Genomic DNA, 17,003 nt, shown 5'->3' with positions numbered 1-17,003 from the left:
GGGGACGGGCTCGGCCGCCCGTCCCCCGCCGAAGTGTTACGCGCCCGTCAGAGCTGCGCTGCGCCCCGGTCCGGGACGCAGCGGCCGTCCTCGGTGCGGTACTTCCACTGGGCGCCCTTGCTCACCAGCTCCTTGACCGCCCGGACGAATCGCTCGATGTGCTCGTCCGGCGTACCGGCGCCGAAGCTCACCCGGATCGCGTTGAGCGAGCTCTCGCCCGGCCCGGCCTCGGGCGCACCGCACTCGCCGACCTCCTGCGGGCCGCTGCCCAGCAGGGTGCGGACCAGCGGGTGCGCGCAGAACAGTCCGTCGCGGACCCCGATTCCGTACTCGGCGGAGAGCGCAGCGGCGAAGTGCGAGCTGTTCCAGCCCTCCACCACGAACGAAATGACGCCGACCCGCGGAGCGTCGTCGCCGAACAGCGAGAGCACCTTGACCTCGGGGACGTCGGCGAGACCGGCCCGGACCGCGGTGACGAGGCGCTGCTCCCGGGCGACCAGGTTCTCGAGGCCCGCCTCCGTGAGCGCCTTGCAGGCGGAGGCGATGGAGTACACGCCGATGACGTTGGGAGAACCGGCCTCGTGGCGGGCGGCGGTGGAGTGCCACTCGACGTCGACACCGCCGTCGGTGCGGCGGGCGACCTTGCGCGAGGCGCCGCCACCGGCCAGGTACGGCTCGGCATCCTGCAGCCAGTCGGCCCGGCCCGCGAGCACACCCGAGCCGAACGGCGCGTACAGCTTGTGTCCGGAGAAGGCGACCCAGTCGACGTCCAGCTCGGCGATGTCGACGGGGTTGTGCGGGGCGAGCTGCGCGGCGTCCAGCACGATCCGGGCACCGTGCGCGTGCGCGGCAGCAGCCAGCTCCTTGACCGGCCACAGCTCGCCGGTGACGTTGGAGGCGCCGGTGACACAGACCAGCGCGGGGCCGTAGGGATCACGGTCGGCGAGCGCCCGCTCCAGCGTCTGGACGGCCTGGGCCGGGGTGCGCGGGGCGTTCAGGTAGGTCACCCGGGCGTCGCGCCACGGCAGCAGCGAGGCGTGGTGCTCGGTCTCGTACACGAAGACCTGGCAGTCGGCGGGAATGACGGCGGCCAGCAGGTTGAGTGAGTCGGTGGTCGAGCGGGTGAAGATCACCTGGTCTTCGGCGCGGCAGCCGAGGAACTCCGCGACAGTCGCGCGGCTGTTCTCGAAGAGGTCCGTGGAGAGCTGCGAGAGGTACCCGGCGCCGCGATGGACGCTGCCGTAGTACGGGGCGTACGCGGCGACGTCGTCCCAGACGCGCTGCAGGGCCGGGGCACTGGCGGCGTAGTCGAGAGCGGCGTACGTGACTTCACCACCCGTGACCAGTGGAACCGTTACATCCTTACCCAGAACCGGCAAAGGCGCACAAAGCGACTGGTTGGCGGCAGCGGTGAAGGCAGACATGGCGAACTCCCGTAAAACGCAGGCGAATTGCATGCGCCGCGGATACGCGTCGACGCAGCAGAAAGTGAAGAAGGGTGTGCGGAGAAGGGCCGAGAAGCCCTATCGCATTCGCGTGCTCACAAGAGACTCCCTAGGGACCAGGACCCCGGGGGCTGGCATTCACAGATGCCGAGGGGCCCGCGCTTGCCGCAGACCTCGCTGCCTACGGCCTGGTCTTCACCCGGGGCACCCCGCCACGGACGGAGGGTTGCCGGACAGCGGGCCGGGGCCGTAGTCGCTGTCACTCATGACCTGCCCAGCATCCTGCCATACGTACGTCAACGCGCAAGGCGCGGTCCGAGATCTGGACCGCGCCCCGCGCCACATTCCGTCCGGTCAGGCGTTACTGACCGCCACCCAGCGCTCCAGCGCCTGCCGGGCCGCCCCCGAGTCGATGGACTCGGCGGCCTTCTCGATCCCGGCGGCGAGCTGCTCGTTCAGCGTGCCGTCCGTCGGGTCCAGCGCGACCAGCGCCGCCGCCGAATTGAGCAGCACGGCCTCCCGTACGGGCCCTCGCTCGCCGGCCAGCACCCGGCGGGCCACCTCCGCGTTGTACGAGGCGTCGGCGCCGCGCAGCGCCTGTGCCGGCACCAGCTCCAGACCGACGTCGCGCGGGTCGAACGCCTCCTCGCGCACCGATCCGTCCCGGACCACCCAGACGCGTGAGGTCGAGGTCGTCGCCAACTCGTCCAGACCGTCGTCACCACGGAAGACCAGCGCCGAATTGCCGCGCTCGGCGAGGACACCGGCGACGATGGGCGCCATCCGCGGGTCGGCGACGCCGATGGCCTGGGAGCGCACCCTGGCCGGGTTGGTGAGCGGCCCGAGGATGTTGAACGTCGTCGGGGCGCCGAGCTCCTTGCGGGCCCTGGCGGCGTAGCGCAGGGCGGGGTGGAACTTCACCGCGAAGCAGAAGGTGATGCCCGCCGCCTCGGCGACCTCGACGACCCGCTGCGCACTGAGCTCCAGATTGACGCCGAGCCTCTCCAGCACGTCGGAGGAACCGCTCGCCGACGAGGAGGCGCGGTTGCCGTGCTTGACGACCTTGGCGCCGGCACCCGCGATGACGATCGCCGACATCGTGGAGATGTTGACCGTCTTGGCGAGGTCGCCGCCGGTGCCGACGATGTCGACCGTGCGACCGGGTACGTGGATGGTGTTGGCGTGCTCGTACATCGCGCGCACCAGGCCGGACACCTCGTCGACCGTCTCACCCTTGGCCCGCAGGGCCACCGCGAACCCGGCGATCTGTACATCGGTCGCCTCACCGCTCATGATGCGGTCCATCGCCCATGCGGTGTCGTCCGCGGTCAGGTTCTCGCCGCGCAGCAGCGGGTTCAGCACGCCGGGCCAGGAACGGTCCGCCACGCTGTCGCCGCCGACCGGGGTCACAACGTTCATGGTCCGCTCCTGGGGTCCACAGATAAAAGGGGGTTGCCCCCACCCTATCGAGCGCCGCGGACAGCGAAGAGCCCCGTCCATCGGATGGACGGGGCTCCTGCTGTGGCGATCAGTTCAGGCGATCAGTGGTGACCGTGGCCGCTGGTGATCTCCTTGTACTCCTCGGCGGTGGGCTTGGCGATCTGGTTGTTCTCGCCGTAGTAGCCCTTGCTGAGCCTGGCCCGCAGCTTCTGCAGTACGGACACCTTGCGCTCGACACCGTTCTTGTCGACCGTCGGGCCGATCTCGACCGGCTTGTACTGCTCGTGCGCGGTGAGCGTGTGCAGCTGCTCGGGGCTGAGCGGCTCGTGGATCTCGACGAACTCACCGTGCGGCAGGCGCTTGATGATGCCGGACTCGCGCCCGTGCAGCACCTTCTCCTTGTCACGGCGCTGGAGACCCAGGCAGATCCGCCTGGTGGCGATGAACGCGATGATCGGGCCGGCGAAGATGAAGATCCGGACGAACCAGGAGATGGCGTTCAGCGACAGGTGGAAGTGCGTGGCCCACAGGTCGTTGGCACCGCCGATGAAGACGACGACGTACTCGGTGATCCAGGCGACGCCGAAGGCCGTCCGGGTCGGAGCGTTGCGCGGGCGGTCCAGGATGTGGTGCTCGCGCTTGTCCCCGGTGATCCAGGACTCGATGAACGGGTAGACCGCGATGACCGCGAGTACCAGTCCGAAGACCATCAGCGGGATGAACACACCCAGGACGAGCGTGTGGCCCCAGAGGTTGATCTCCCAGCCAGGCATCACTCGGATCAGACCCTCGGCGAAGCCCATGTACCAGTCGGGCTGTGCGCCGGTGGACACCTGGTCCGGGCGGTACGGGCCGATGGCCCAGATCGGGTTGATCGAGGCGATGGCCGCGATGATGGCGATGATGCCGAAGACCAGGAAGAAGAAGCCACCGGCCTTCGCCATGTACACCGGCAGCAGCGGCATGCCGACGACGTTCTTGTTGGTGCGGCCGGGACCCGCGAACTGCGTGTGCTTGTGGTAGAAGACCAGGATCAGGTGCGCCACCAGCAGGCCGAGCATGATGCCCGGCAGCAGCAGGATGTGGATCGAGTAGAACCGGCCGACGAAGTCGTGACCGGGGAACTCTCCGCCGAACAGGAACATCGAGAGGTACGTGCCGACAACCGGCATCGACAGGATCGCGCCCTGGGTGAAGCGGACACCCGTACCGGAGAGCAGGTCGTCCGGGAGCGAGTAGCCGGTGAAGCCGGTGAACATACCCAGCACGAACAGCAGGAAGCCGAACAGCCAGTTGATCTCACGCGGCTTGCGGAACGCACCCGTGAAGAAGACGCGCATCATGTGCACGAACATGCCGGCCAGGAAGATCAGCGCGGCCCAGTGGTGGATCTGGCGAACCAGCAGACCACCGCGGACGTCGAAGCTGATGTCCAGCGTCGAGGCGTAGGCCTCGGACATCCGGATGCCCTGCATCGGCTCGTACGAGCCGTGGTACACGACTTCGCCCATGCTCGGCTGGAAGAACAGCGTCAGATACACACCAGTGATGATGATGATGATGAAGCTGTAAAGAGCGATCTCACCGAGCATGAAGGACCAGTGGTCCGGGAAGATCTTGCGCATGTTGGACTTGGCCAGGGAGTAGATCCCGAGCCGGCCGTCCGCCCAGTCGGCCACCCGCTCACCGGCGGGCGCCTTGCGATTGCCCGGTGCGGCAGCACCGGATGTGTTCGTGGTCGCAGTACTCATCCGCGCTCCCAGAATGCAGGACCGACGGGCTCTTCGAAGTCACCGAGCGCCTCGAGGTTGCCCTCACTGTTCACACCGATCCGCAGCTGCGGAAGAGCGTGACCGGCCGGACCGAAGATGACGCGGGCGCCGTCGGAGAGGTCGAAGGTGGACTGGTGGCACGGGCAGAGCACGTGGTGCGTCTGCTGCTCGTACAGGCTGATCGGGCAGCCGACGTGGGTGCAGATCTTGGAGAAGGCCACGACTCCCTCGTGGGCCCACTCGCGCTGGCGCTTGTCCTTGATGTTCTCCGGCTCGATACGGATGATCATCAGCGCGGCCTTGGCGATCTGGTTCTGGAAGTCCTCCGCGTGCTCCGACAGGCCCTCGGGCATGGCGAAGGTCAGCGAACCGACGGCGACGTCCTCGGGACGCAGCGGCTCCATCGTGTTCATGTTGATGAGCTGCTTGCCCTTGGCCCACAGGGTGTTGCGGAGCTTCTTCTCCGGCAGCGGACCGAGGTCGCGCAGCAGCACCACACCGGAGAGCGGCACCAGGGCCAGCGCGCCGAACATGGTGTTACGGATCAGCTTGCGCCGGCCGAACGCGGACTCCTCGGCACCTGCCGCGAAGTCTGCGAGGACCTTCGCCTTGACCTCGGGCTCGGCCTCGATGGGGTGCCGGTCGTCGGCTACCTCCACGTCGGACATCAGGGTGCGCGCCCAGTGGACGGCACCGGCGCCGATCGCGAAGAGGGCCACGCCCAGGGTCAGACCCAGGGAGAAGTTGAGCGCGCTCACATGGCCGAAGGGCCAGATGTACACGATCTTGTCGACCGGGAAGATGACGTACGAGGCGATGAAGCCGATCGTCGCCAGCATGGACAGCGTGAACATGAACGCGACGGCGCGCTCGGAGCGCTTCGCGGCCCGTTCGTCGATGTCCTGGATGCGCGGCTTGTGGGCCGGCAGCCCCGGGTCGGCGAACGGGTCGTCCGCGACCTTTACCGCGCCATGCGCGTGGTCCTGCTCAGCGGGCAGGTTCTCGTCTGGAATCTCTTGGCTACTCATGACTTCTTGGCCTTAGCGGTGTGGGCCGCGACCCAAATGGCAACTGCGATCAGTGCGCCGAGCCCGAAGATCCAGGCGAACAGGCCCTCGCTGACCGGCCCCAGGCCACCCAGCTTGAGACCACCCGGGTTTGCCGTCTGGTCACCGTTCACGGTCTGGACGTACGCGATGATGTCCCGCTTCTGCTGCTCGGGCATCGTCGTGTCCGGGAAGGACGGCATGCTCTGCGGGCCGGTCTGCATGGCCTCGTAGATGTGCTTCGGGTCCACGCCTTCAAGGCTGGGCGCGTACTTGCCGTTCGACAGCGCACCACCCTCACCGGTGAAGTTGTGGCACTGGGCGCAGTTGTTACGGAACAGGTCGCCACCCTTGGCGATGTCCGCACCGTCAGGACTGACCTGATTCTTGGTCGGAACGATCGGACCGGCGCCGAGCGACGCGACGTACGCCGCGAGCTGGTCGATCTCGGCCTGGCTGTAGATGACCTTCTTCTTCGGTACCTGGGCGCCCGGCTGCTGCGCCGGCATACGGCCCGTACCGACCTGGAAGTCCACGGCGGCGGAGCCCACGCCGACCAGGCTCGGCCCGTCGGTGGTGCCCTGACCGCCGGTTCCGTGGCAGCTGGCGCAACCGACGGAGTACAGCTTCTTGCCCTCATCGATGGCGAGGGACTGGGCGGTGTCGTCGGCCTGCGCCTTACTCACGGGCGCAAACGCGGCGTACAGCCCCCCAGTGGCCGCCAGCGCGAGGAGTAGTACGACGACCGCCGCCAACGGATGGCGTCGTCGTGCGGAGAGCTTTTTCACGGATTACCCCGGTGTCAGGATCTTCTGCGTCGATGCTGGATGTGGTTCGGGTTCGAGCCCGGTTACTTGATCATGTAGATCGTGGCGAAGAGGCCGATCCATACGACATCGACGAAGTGCCAGTAATAGGACACGACGATGGCAGCGGTGGCCTGTTCGTGGGTGAACCTCTTGGCTGCGTATGTCCTGCCCAGAACGAGCAGGAAGGCGATGAGACCGCCTGTCACGTGCAGCCCGTGGAAGCCGGTCGTCAGGTAGAACACCGAGCCGTACGGGTCGGAGGACAGCGAGAGGCCGTGCTCCTTCACCAGCTCGGTGTACTCGAAGATCTGGCCTCCGATGAAGATCGCACCCATCACGAAAGTGATCACGAACCAGGTACGGAGCTTCTTCACGTCGCCCCGCTCCGCGGCGAAGACGCCGAGCTGGCAGGTGAGTGAGGAGAGCACCAGGATCGTGGTGTTCGTCGCGGAGAACGGGAAGTTCAGGGCCGAAGCCATTTCCTTCCAGTGATCCGGTCCCATCACCGATCGCAGGGTGAAGTACATCGCGAAGAGGGCCGCGAAGAACATCAGCTCGGAACTCAACCAGATGATGGTTCCGACGCTGGTGAGGTTCGGTCGATTGACCGACGGGTGCGCGTGCCCGGTTTCTACTGTCGTTGCTGTCGCCACGACCGACATTATGTCGGTCCCTTATCCCGCCCTCACTCCGGGGGGTGCCGTTCGGTGTGTCAACAGGGTGTGCCTTCCCCGAACGGCCCATGAATCCGCTGTCCCGGACGGTACTGACAGGCCATCGGGCGGAGTACGATCCGCGCATCGGTTCATGCCCGGAAAGCCCCGAAGACACAGATGTCACGGAGGAACAATGCAGCCGACCGCCACGGTCCTGGTCTACAGCGACGACGCCAACACCCGTGAGCAGGTGAGGCTGGCAGCCGGGCGCAGGCCCGCGGCCGACGTGCCACCGGTGGAGTTCCTTGAGTGCGCCACCCTGCCGGCCGTCCTGGAGGCGCTGGACAACGGTGGCATCGATGTCTGTGTGCTGGACGGCGAGACGTCACCCGCGGGCGGCATGGGCGTCTGCCGGCAGATCAAGGACGAGATCTTCCACTGCCCGCCCGTACTGCTGCTGATCGGGCGCCCGCAGGACGCCTGGCTGGCCACCTGGAGCCGCGCGGACGCCGCGGTGACCCTGCCGGTCGAACCGGTCGAGTTCGCGGACGCCCTGGCCGCTCTGCTGCGCAGCAGGGACTGCGTGGACGCCTGAGGCCTGCCGCCGTTCCGCTGAGGGGCAGCGCACTCCCCGGGGTCGGTCAGACCTCGGGGCGCAGTCTCGCCGCCTGGATCGTGTCCGTGCGGTCCGGGGCGTCGTTCTTCTGCAGCGCGCTGCCCTGCTGCCATTTGGCCCAGGGCAGGTTCCAGTCGCCGTAGCCGTTGTCGAACGGCGTCATCATCTCGCCCTCGCTGCCGACGACCTGGACGATGTCGCCCGGGCGCACGGTGTTGTAGAACCACTCGGCCAGGCTGGTGCTCATGCCCGTACAGCCGTGGCTGACGTTCGCGAACCCCTGCGAACCTGTGGACCAGGGGGCCGCGTGCACGTACTCGCCGCTCCAGGTGACGCGGGCCGCGTAGTAGACCTGCAGGTCGTACGAGTCGGACGAGCCCTCCGCGATGCCGATCGTCTCGGCGCGCATGCGTACGGAGTACTCCTTGCTCAGCACGACCTTGACGCCGTTTCGGGTGAAGAAGCCGGGCTTGCCGGTGGTCACCGGAATGGTGTTGATCACTTTCCCGTTGCGCTTGACGGTCATCGTGTGCGCGGCGGCGTCGGTGAGGGCCTCGACACGGTCGCCCGTGGTGAGCTTCAGCGCCTTCGTGGGGGCTCCGTACAGCTTGTCGGTGACCTTGATGCCCGCCAGGCCGCCGGTGACGTCGATGGTGGCCTTGGCGGGCCAGTAGTCCTTGGGGCGGTAGTGCAGGATCTTGTCGTCGACCCAGTACCAGGAGCCGGTCACAGCGGGCGTGGAGCGGACCCGCAGGGCGCGCTCCACGATGGCCCTGGACGCCTTGTCCTTGACCGGAGCGCTGAGTTCCGCTGTGACGGGCTGTCCGACGCCGTAGGTGCCCGCCTGAGGGCCGAAGGTGACGTTCAGGAGCTTCTTGGCCTTGGCGGAGGCGGTCTCGAAGGACAGCGTGTGGCTGCCCGGGTCGCCGTCGTCGTCCTCCATGCTGACCCGGACGGTGTAGCGGGTGCCGGCGGCGAGCGGGGAGGTGGAGTGCCAGCGCCTCCCGTCGGCGTCGAGCTCGCCGGCCAGATGGCGCCCGATCGCGTCCACGGCCGACACGTCCGTGATCCGGCCGTCGTCGCCGTTGACGGCTACTTCGAGCGGCTTGTCGGAGTCGGCCTTCTCGTCGCCCTTGGGGGCGTTGAAGGAGATCTCGTCCACCGCGTCGTACGGTTTCGCCGCGAGCGGGTGGCTCCTGGACCCTCCACAGGCGGCCACACCTGCGACCAGGGTCACGACCAGCAGGGTGCAACTCGCTACGGGGCAAAAGCGCGGCGTGTGGTTCATGAACTCACGCTATGGAGGTTCATCCCTATTAGCGCGAAATATGACTGCAAACGGGGGACCCGTACTTCTTTTGATGAAGAAGTACAGGCCCCCCGTCAGGTGGAGCGGTGACTCACTGTCACTGGGTGCGGTTCTCACCGTGGTAGTACTCGAAGACCCAGCCGAACAGACCGATCAGGATCATCGGGGCCGAGAAGTAGAGCAGCCACCAGCCGAAGACGATGCCCAGGAAGGCGAGGGCACCACCGAAGGCCAGCGAGAGCGGCTGCCAGCTGTGCGGGGCGAAGAACCCCACTTCGCCGGCCTCGTCCGCGATGTCGGCTTCCTTGTTGTCCTGAGCCATGGCGTCGACCCGCTGCGCCGTGAAGGCGAGGTAGAAGCCGATCATGACGCTCAGGCCGAAGCCCAGGACGAGCGCGGTGGTACCGGCCGGCTCCTTCGACCACACGCCGTACGTGATGGCCATGGCGAGCATGAAGACGCTCAGCCAGAGGAACATCTTGCCCTGGATATTCACTTGCCCGTCTCCTTGCCGCCGGCGAGGGCCTTGTCATCCGCGGAGTGGTGCTCCAGCTGCTCGAGCGCCGAGATCTCCGGGTGATGCAGGTCGAACGCCGGGGATTCGGAACGGATCCGTGGCAGCGTGAGGAAGTTGTGCCGCGGCGGCGGGCAGGAGGTCGCCCACTCCAGCGAGCGGCCGTAGCCCCACGGGTCGTCGACCTCGATCTTCTTGCCGTACTTGGCCGTCTTCCACACGTTGTAGAAGAACGGCAGCATCGACAGGCCGAGCAGGAACGAGGAGATCGTCGAGACCGTGTTCAGCGCGGTGAAGCCGTCTGCGGCGAGGTAGTCCGCGTAACGACGCGGCATGCCCTCGGCACCCAGCCAGTGCTGCACCAGGAACGTGCCGTGGAAGCCCACGAACAGCGTCCAGAACGTGATCTTGCCGAGCCGCTCGTCCAGCATCTTGCCGGTGAACTTCGGCCACCAGAAGTGGAATCCGGCGAACATCGCGAAGACCACGGTGCCGAAGATGACGTAGTGGAAGTGCGCGACGACGAAGTACGAGTCCGTGACGTGGAAGTCCAGCGGGGGCGACGCGAGGATCACGCCGGTCAGACCACCGAAGGTGAAGGTGATCAGGAAGCCGACGGCCCAGAGCATCGGTGTCTCGAAGGACAAGGACCCCTTCCACATCGTGCCGATCCAGTTGAAGAACTTCACCCCGGTGGGTACCGCGATGAGGAACGTCATGAAGGAGAAGAACGGCAACAGCACACCGCCGGTGGCGTACATGTGGTGCGCCCACACCGTCACGGAAAGACCCGCGATGGCGATCGTGGCACTGATCAGACCGATGTAACCGAACATCGGCTTCCGGCTGAACACCGGAATGATCTCGGAAATGATTCCGAAGAACGGCAAAGCGATGATGTACACCTCTGGATGGCCGAAGAACCAGAAGAGGTGTTGCCAGAGCAATGGCCCGCCATTGGCCGCGTCGAATACATGCGCACCGAATTTACGGTCCGCCTCCAGCGCGAAGAGCGCGGCGGCGAGGACCGGGAAGGCCAGCAGGACCAGCACACCGGTCAGCAGGACGTTCCAGGCGAAGATCGGCATACGGAACATCGTCATGCCAGGGGCACGCATGCAGATGATCGTGGTGATGAAGTTGACCGAACCGAGGATCGTGCCGAAGCCGGAGAAGGCCAGACCCATGATCCACATGTCGCCGCCGATGGCCGGCGAGCGGACCGCGTCGGTCAGCGGGGAGTAGGCGAACCAGCCGAAGTCGGCCGCACCCTGCGGGGTGAGGAAGCCGGCCACCGCGATGAGCGAGCCGAAGAGGTACAGCCAGTACGCGAACATGTTCAGCCGCGGGAACGCCACATCGGGCGCACCGATCTGCAGCGGCATGATCCAGTTCGCGAATCCGGCGAACAGCGGCGTCGCGAACATCAGCAGCATGATCGTGCCGTGCATCGTGAACGCCTGGTTGAACTGCTCGTTCGACATGATCTGCGTGCCGGGACGGGCCAGTTCGGCGCGCATGAAGAGCGCCATCAGACCGCCGATGCAGAAGAACGCGAACGAAGTGACCAGGTACATCGTGCCGATCGTCTTGTGGTCAGTGGTGGTCAGCCACTTGATGACGACGTTTCCCGGCTGCTTGCGCCGGACCGGCAGCTCGTCCTCGTACGAGTCGTCTGCTGCCGCGGCACCCTGAGGTTCGTTGAGGATGCTCACAGTTTGTTCGTCTCCGCATTCCTGGCCGGGTCAGTCTGCTCGATGCCGGCCGGCACGTAGCCCGTCTGGCCCTTCTTCGCCAGCTCCTTGAGGTGCGCCTGGTAGCGCTCCGGGGAGACGACCTTGACGTTGAAGAGCATCCGGGAGTGGTCGACGCCGCAGAGCTCGGCGCACTTGCCCATGAAGGTGCCCTCCTGGTTGGGAGTCACCTCGAAGGCGTTGGTGTGGCCCGGGAAGACGTCCTGCTTCATGAGGAACGGCACCACCCAGAAGGAGTGGATGACGTCACGCGAAGTCAGAACGAAGCGGACCTTCTCGCCCTTCGGCAGCCACAGGGTCGGACCCGGGTTGCCGTTCTGCGGGTTCCGGGTGCCCGGGATGCCGTAGTCGTAGACACCCTCGGCACCCTTGGGGAATTCATCCCGGAACCGGTTGGGGATGGCGTCGAGCTCCTTGGAGGTTTCGCTGCCCGTGGCGGCCGAGCCGTCCACGTTCTCGATGTAGTTGAAGGCCCAGCTCCACTGATAGCCGACCACGTTGATGGTGTGGGCAGGCTTCGGGGAGAGAGTGAGGAGCTTCGATTGATCGCGCGCGGTGAAGTAGAAGAACACCGAGACGATGATCAGAGGGACCACTGTGTACAGCGCCTCGATGGGCATGTTGTACCTGGTCTGCGGAGGAACCTCGACCTTGGTGCGGCTGCGCCGGTGGAAGAAGACGCTCCACAGGATCAGACCCCAGACCAGCACGCCCGTGACGAGCGCTGCCGCCCACGAGCCCTGCCAGAGAGAAAGGATCCGTGGTGCCTCTTCCGTTACCGGCGTAGGCATACCAAGGCGGGGGAAGTCCTTGTATGTGCAACCGGTTGCGGTCGCCAGGATCAGGCCCGCAGTCAGCACCTGCGGCAGCTTCCGCCGCATCGGGCGCCGCGACGAGCGGTCGGAGCCGTTGGGACTCACGTAGCGCCTTCCCGAGAGTCTCGCCCGCGCATAGGCGCGGCCGTTGTCTGGTCGGTCGCTCCCTGACGCGAGCAGGGGTTTGGATGTTTATGCGGACCAAACCCTACTGGACGCTATTTGGGGTCGCGCGGGGAGGGTGCCCAACGCGCCGTCCGACTCCCCGAAGGGGTGGAATACGGGCCTCCGGCCATCATCTGACGCCCTCTCTCCTGACTGGGCGGGCGGCCCGTCCCCGGGTGCGGGCCCGGCGCGGGCCAGTGCCGTGACCGGCAATGTCTGCCCCGTAGGGAGCGTGCGTGCTGGGCGGCGCGACGGGGCACAGCTTGCCGGGAGGGGCACTAGCGTGGTCGTGTGCCCTACTTCGACGCCGCATCCTCCGCTCCCCTGCACCCCGTCGCACGCCAGGCGCTGCTTGCCGCGCTGGACGAGGGGTGGGCCGACCCGGCCAGGCTCTACCGCGAGGGGCGGCGGGCCCGGCTGTTGCTGGACGCGGCCCGGGAGACCGCCGCGGAGGCCGTCGGGTGCCGTCCGGACGAGCTCACGTTCACTCCTTCGGGGACGCGAGCGGTGCACTCCGGAATTTCCGGGGCTCTCGCGGGGCGACGGCGTACCGGCCGCCATCTGGTCGTTTCCGCGGTGGAGCACTCGTCGGTGCTCCATTCGGCCGCGGCCCATGAGGCGCAGGGCGGATCGGTCTCCGAGGTCGCGGTGGACCGGTCGGGGGCGGTGAGCGCGGCGGCGTACGCGGATGTGCTGCGCGAGGACACCGCGCTGGCATGTCTGCAGTCCGCCAATCACGAGGTCGGCACCGAGCAGCCGGTGGCCGAGGTCGCGGAGGCCTGCCGGGCGGCGGGAGTGCCGCTGCTGGTGGACGCCGCACAGTCACTGGGCTGGGGGCCCGTGCCGGACGGCTGGTCGCTGCTGGCGGCCAGCGCCCACAAGTGGGGCGGGCCCTCGGGTGTCGGGCTCCTGGCGGTACGCAAGGGGGTGCGGTTCGCGGCCCAGGGGCCGGCCGACGAACGGGAATCGGGGCGGGCCGCGGGTTTCGAGAACCTTCCGGCGATCGTGGCCGCGGCGGCATCGCTGCGGGCGGTGCGGGCGCAGGCGGCGGCGGAGTCCGTGCGGCTGCGGGCCCTGGTGGACCGCATCAGGGCCCGGGTGCCGCAGCTGGTGAGCGATGTGGAGGTGGTCGGTGATCCGGTGCGGCGGCTGCCGCATCTGGTGACCTTCTCCTGTCTCTATGTCGATGGAGAGACACTGCTCCACGAATTGGACCGGGCCGAATTCTCCGTGTCATCCGGTTCGTCCTGCACCAGCAGCACGCTCACGCCGAGCCATGTGCTCAGGGCGATGGGGGTGCTGTCGGAGGGGAACGTACGGGTGTCACTGCCGTCCGGCACCGCGGACGAGGAGGTCGAGCGCTTCCTGGACGTGCTGCCCCGGGTGGTGGCAGAGGTGCGGGAGAGGCTGGGGGCGCCCGTTTCGGCGCCCCGCTCCCCTGCCCTGACCGCGTCCCTGGTCATCGACGCCCTCGGGAAGCGCTGTCCGATCCCTGTGATCGAGCTCGCAAAGGTGATCGGGGAGGTACCGCCGGGAGGGACGGTGACCGTGCTCTCCGACGACGAGGCGGCGCGCCTGGACATCCCGGCCTGGTGCGCGATGCGCGAGCAGGAGTACGTGGGCGAGGAGCCGGCGGACCGTGGCTCGGCCTATGTGGTCCGCCGGCTGACCTGAGGTGCTTCTCCGGATCAGCCCAGATGGGTGCGGACCTCGGCGGCGGCGTCGTGGCCGTACGCCTTGGTGAAGCGGTCCATGAAGTGGGTGCGGCGCAGGGTGTACTCCTGGGTGCCGACCGTCTCGATGACCAGGGTGGCGAGCATGCAGCCGACCTGGGCGGCGCGCTCCAGGCCGACGCCCCAGGCGAGACCGGAGAGGAAACCGGCCCGGAAGGCGTCGCCGACGCCGGTCGGGTCGGCCTTGATCTCCTCTTCCGGGCAGCCGACCTCGATCGTCTCCTGGCCGGTCCGCTCGATCCGGACACCGCGGGCGCCCAGCGTGGTGACCCGGTGGCCGACCTTGGCCAGGATCTCCTCGTCGCTCCAGCCGGTCTTGGACTCGATGAGCCCCTTCTCGTACTCGTTGGAGAAGAGGTACGTGGCGCCGTCGAGGAGAATCCGGATCTCGTCGCCGTCCATCCGGGCGATCTGCTGCGAGAAGTCCGCGGCGAACGGGATTCCGCGGGAGCGGCACTCCTCGGTGTGGCGGAGCATCCCCTCGGGGTCGTCGGCGCCGATCGAGACGAGGTCGAGGCCGCCGACGCGGTCAGCGACGGCCTTCAGCTCGATGAGCCGGGCCTCGCTCATCGCGCCCGTGTAGAAGGAGCCGATCTGGTTGTGGTCGGCATCCGTCGTGCAGACGAAGCGGGCGGTGTGCAGGACCTCGGAGATCCGGACCGAACCGGTGTCGACACCATGGCGGTCGAGCCAGGCGCGGTACTCGTCGAAGTCGGAGCCCGCTGCACCGACCAGGATCGGGTTCGTGCCCAGCAGACCCATGCCGAAACAGATATTGGCGGCGACACCGCCCCGGCGCACGTCGAGGTTGTCGACCAGGAAGGAGAGCGAGACCGTGTGCAGCTGATCCGCGACCAGCTGGTCGGCAAAACGGCCGGGAAAGGTCATGAGGTGATCGGTGGCGATGGAGCCGGTGACTGCGATTCGCACGGGGAGACTGCTCCTGCGGAGATCGGGGGGAACGGGTGACTGCGTTCCCGGGGCGGCGTGACAGTTCACGCTACCCGTTCCCCGCACTCGCCCTGAAGAGGGAAAAACTACCCGATAGTAGGGCTTTCTTCCTGAGGCGTGCGGTGCCTACGGTGCGGATATGTCGAACCACAGCGCCACACGCGAGTCCGAGATCAGCCTGGCCGAGCTGCGCGGTGACTGCGCCCGGATGGCTCCGCACTGGGTGGTCCCCGCGAAGTCTGCCCCCGTTCGGGTGGCGCCGTCCCTGGTTCACGGGGTTACCGTGCCCGCCGCGTCCGCCCGGCTGATCGACGCCATGTCCGAATACGGCGACTGAGACCGGCACCGATCGCGTCCGACACCCCTGAGGGAACCGTGTGCTCCTGTGCCCCGTCCCACCGTTGTCCCCATCCGCGGGACGGACGGCAGGCCGGGTAACGGCCTGTGGCGGCGATGCAGGCGAAGGAGCGATCCGGTGAGCACCGAGCGACCCGACAACGACGTGACCGGCCCCCGGCGGCGTTCGCCGCTCGCCGTGGCCTCGGTGGCGGCAGCCGTACTGCTGGCCGGGGGCGGCGGTGCGTACTGGGCCGCGACCGCCGCGGACGGCGACGGCAGGAGCAGTGACAGTGCGGCGGGCAGTGCGGAGCGCACCCCTCCCCCGCTACCCCTGGACGGGCGCGCAGGCGCCCCGACGGCACCCGACGGGCCCTCCCGAGGCATCGCGATCGGTGAGCCCGATCCGAACGGCGGCCGAGTCGTCTACCGCGCGTCCGGCAAGCTGCCCGAGGGGCCGCGTACGGCCGCGGTGCACCGAGGGGAGGGAACGGTCACCGAGGCGGAGGTGGCCCGGCTGGCGAAGGCACTGGGGGTGCAGGGCACGCCGCGGGCGGAGGGCGCGTCCTGGAAGGTGGGGGCCGACGGGGACGGCTCGGGCCCGCTCCTCCGGGTGAACAAGCAGGCTCCGGGCACCTGGAGCTTCGCCCGGTACGGCTCCGGCGGTACGGACAACTGCGAGAGCGCCACGGCCTGTTCGAGCAAGAAACTGCCCCCGGACGGCAGCGGCTCCCCGGTGAGCGAGAGTACCGCCAGGGCTGCCGCGACACCGGTCCTGAAGGCGGCGGGGCAGGACGACTCCACCCTCGACGCCCGCCAACTCATGGGTTCGGTACGGGTGGTGAACGCCGACCCGGTGGTGGACGGACTTCCCACCTACGGCTGGTCGACCGGGATCCAAGTGGGTTCGGGCGGTGAAGTGGTCGGCGGCAGTGGACAGTTGAAGGTGCCGGAGAAGGGTGACAGCTATCCGGTGATCAGCGCGGGCGAGGCGCTGAAGCAGCTGAACGGGGCGGCGCCCCGGACGGGCGGGCGCGTGGACGTCGGCGGGTGTGCGACTCCCGTACCGCTGCAAGACGGCCTGAAGTCGCCGGAGGTCCACTGCGGGACGCGGACCGGGGCGGAGCGGCCGACGACGACCGTGACGGTCGACAAGGCGGTTTTCGGGCTGACCAAGCAGTACGTGGCGGGCAAGCAGACGCTCGTACCGTCCTGGCTCTTCTCGGTGCGGCCGGCCGCGGGCGGTACGGGTGGCACCGTATCGCAGATCGCCGTGGACCCCGCGTACCTGGCGCAGAACGCATCGTCCGCGAATACCCCGCCCCCGGGGAACGCCGAGGGGTCCCCGCGGCAGATCCTGTCGTACAACGCCGACGGGCGGACCCTGTCGGTGACGTTCTGGGGCGGGGTGTGCAGTAAGTACGCGGTGAGCGCGACCGAGGACGGGAACACGGTGCGGGTGACGGTGGCGGAGTCGAAGCCGGCCGAGAAGAAGGTCTGCATCATGATCGCCAAGGAGCTGACCCGGACGGTGACGCTGGACGCCCCGCTCGGCGACCGGACGGTGGTCGACGCGGCGTCGGGCGGCGATGTGCCCCGCGCCTGACGGTGTACGACAACGGCGGCGGCCCCGGAATCCGGG

Annotated in this window: 15 protein-coding genes and 1 riboswitch; of the genes, 4 read left to right on the top strand and 11 right to left on the bottom strand. The window is 67.8% G+C overall.

Going from position 1 to position 17,003, the window contains the following annotated elements; all coding sequences use genetic code 11:
• Positions 1-47: 47 nt before the first annotated feature.
• The 6 genes from ABTZ94_RS29210 to ctaE all read right to left on the bottom strand — a co-directional run bounded on the left by ABTZ94_RS29210 (position 48) and on the right by ctaE (position 7,174).
• Complete coding sequence (locus ABTZ94_RS29210) at positions 48-1,424, bottom strand: aminotransferase class V-fold PLP-dependent enzyme (RefSeq protein WP_351205069.1); 1,377 nt, start codon at positions 1,422-1,424, stop codon at positions 48-50.
• Between the two features lie 174 nt (positions 1,425-1,598).
• A riboswitch (SAM riboswitch) is annotated at positions 1,599-1,716 on the bottom strand.
• An 83-nt stretch (positions 1,717-1,799) separates the two neighbouring features.
• Positions 1,800-2,864 carry an anthranilate phosphoribosyltransferase gene (gene trpD / locus ABTZ94_RS29205; RefSeq protein WP_351205067.1) on the bottom strand — a complete coding sequence of 355 codons (1,065 nt, stop codon included), beginning with the start codon at positions 2,862-2,864 and terminating at the stop codon, positions 1,800-1,802.
• Positions 2,865-2,986: 122 nt separating this feature from the next.
• Positions 2,987-4,636, bottom strand: coding sequence for a cytochrome bc1 complex cytochrome b subunit (gene qcrB / locus ABTZ94_RS29200; RefSeq protein ID WP_351205065.1), 1,650 nt, complete (start codon positions 4,634-4,636; stop codon positions 2,987-2,989).
• Positions 4,633-5,685 (bottom strand): cytochrome bc1 complex Rieske iron-sulfur subunit, encoded by a 1,053-nt coding sequence (gene qcrA, locus ABTZ94_RS29195; protein ID WP_351205063.1) that lies wholly within the window; start codon positions 5,683-5,685, stop codon positions 4,633-4,635. The genes qcrB and qcrA overlap by 4 nt, the downstream gene beginning before the upstream one ends.
• Positions 5,682-6,491, bottom strand: coding sequence for a cytochrome bc1 complex diheme cytochrome c subunit (gene qcrC / locus ABTZ94_RS29190; RefSeq protein WP_351205061.1), 810 nt, complete (start codon positions 6,489-6,491; stop codon positions 5,682-5,684). Before qcrC ends, qcrA begins: the two co-directional genes overlap by 4 nt.
• A 62-nt stretch (positions 6,492-6,553) precedes the next feature.
• Positions 6,554-7,174, bottom strand: coding sequence for an aa3-type cytochrome oxidase subunit III (gene ctaE, locus ABTZ94_RS29185; protein WP_351205059.1), 621 nt, complete (start codon positions 7,172-7,174; stop codon positions 6,554-6,556).
• 187 nt (positions 7,175-7,361) lie between these two features.
• On the opposite strand from ctaE, the gene ABTZ94_RS29180 reads away from it, so the two are divergent.
• The gene (locus tag ABTZ94_RS29180) at positions 7,362-7,763 is read left to right on the top strand and encodes a DNA-binding transcriptional response regulator (RefSeq protein WP_351205057.1); all 402 of its coding nucleotides are present in this window, start codon (positions 7,362-7,364) and stop codon (positions 7,761-7,763) included.
• Between the two features lie 46 nt (positions 7,764-7,809).
• Here the strand turns inward: ABTZ94_RS29180 and ABTZ94_RS29175 are convergent, their stop codons facing one another.
• From ABTZ94_RS29175 to ctaC, 4 genes are all read right to left on the bottom strand, one after another.
• Positions 7,810-9,072: a L,D-transpeptidase gene (locus tag ABTZ94_RS29175; protein WP_351205055.1), complete on the bottom strand. Its 1,263-nt coding sequence runs from the start codon at positions 9,070-9,072 to the stop codon at positions 7,810-7,812.
• Positions 9,073-9,190: 118 nt separating this feature from the next.
• A complete protein-coding gene (locus tag ABTZ94_RS29170) occupies positions 9,191-9,589 on the bottom strand; it encodes a cytochrome c oxidase subunit 4 (RefSeq protein ID WP_351205053.1) in 399 nt (132 codons plus the stop codon).
• Positions 9,586-11,322: an aa3-type cytochrome oxidase subunit I gene (gene ctaD / locus ABTZ94_RS29165; RefSeq protein WP_351205051.1), complete on the bottom strand. Its 1,737-nt coding sequence runs from the start codon at positions 11,320-11,322 to the stop codon at positions 9,586-9,588. Before ctaD ends, ABTZ94_RS29170 begins: the two co-directional genes overlap by 4 nt.
• The gene (ctaC, locus tag ABTZ94_RS29160; protein WP_351205049.1) at positions 11,319-12,281 is read right to left on the bottom strand and encodes an aa3-type cytochrome oxidase subunit II; all 963 of its coding nucleotides are present in this window, start codon (positions 12,279-12,281) and stop codon (positions 11,319-11,321) included. Before ctaC ends, ctaD begins: the two co-directional genes overlap by 4 nt.
• A gap of 351 nt (positions 12,282-12,632) precedes the next feature.
• Here ctaC and ABTZ94_RS29155 point away from each other — a divergent pair, with 351 nt between their 5' ends.
• Positions 12,633-14,015 (top strand): cysteine desulfurase/sulfurtransferase TusA family protein, encoded by a 1,383-nt coding sequence (locus ABTZ94_RS29155; protein ID WP_351205047.1) that lies wholly within the window; start codon positions 12,633-12,635, stop codon positions 14,013-14,015.
• A 14-nt stretch (positions 14,016-14,029) separates the two neighbouring features.
• Here the strand turns inward: ABTZ94_RS29155 and ABTZ94_RS29150 are convergent, their stop codons facing one another.
• Entirely contained in the window at positions 14,030-15,004 is a 975-nt protein-coding gene (locus tag ABTZ94_RS29150; protein ID WP_351205045.1) for a carbohydrate kinase family protein, read from the bottom strand.
• Positions 15,005-15,164: 160 nt separating this feature from the next.
• On the opposite strand from ABTZ94_RS29150, the gene ABTZ94_RS29145 reads away from it, so the two are divergent.
• Both ABTZ94_RS29145 and ABTZ94_RS29140 read left to right on the top strand, forming a co-directional pair.
• Positions 15,165-15,362, top strand: a complete 198-nt coding sequence (locus ABTZ94_RS29145) for a hypothetical protein (RefSeq protein ID WP_351205043.1) — start codon at positions 15,165-15,167, stop codon at positions 15,360-15,362.
• A 138-nt stretch (positions 15,363-15,500) separates the two neighbouring features.
• Entirely contained in the window at positions 15,501-16,967 is a 1,467-nt protein-coding gene (locus ABTZ94_RS29140) for a hypothetical protein (protein ID WP_351205041.1), read from the top strand.
• The last annotated feature ends 36 nt before the right edge of the window (positions 16,968-17,003 follow it).

The organism is Streptomyces sp. NPDC002785 (genome assembly GCF_040295565.1).
Lineage (GTDB): Bacteria > Actinomycetota > Actinomycetes > Streptomycetales > Streptomycetaceae > Streptomyces.
Note: the sequence above shows the minus strand (reverse complement) of the source record. Positions and strands in the feature narration are given on the sequence as shown.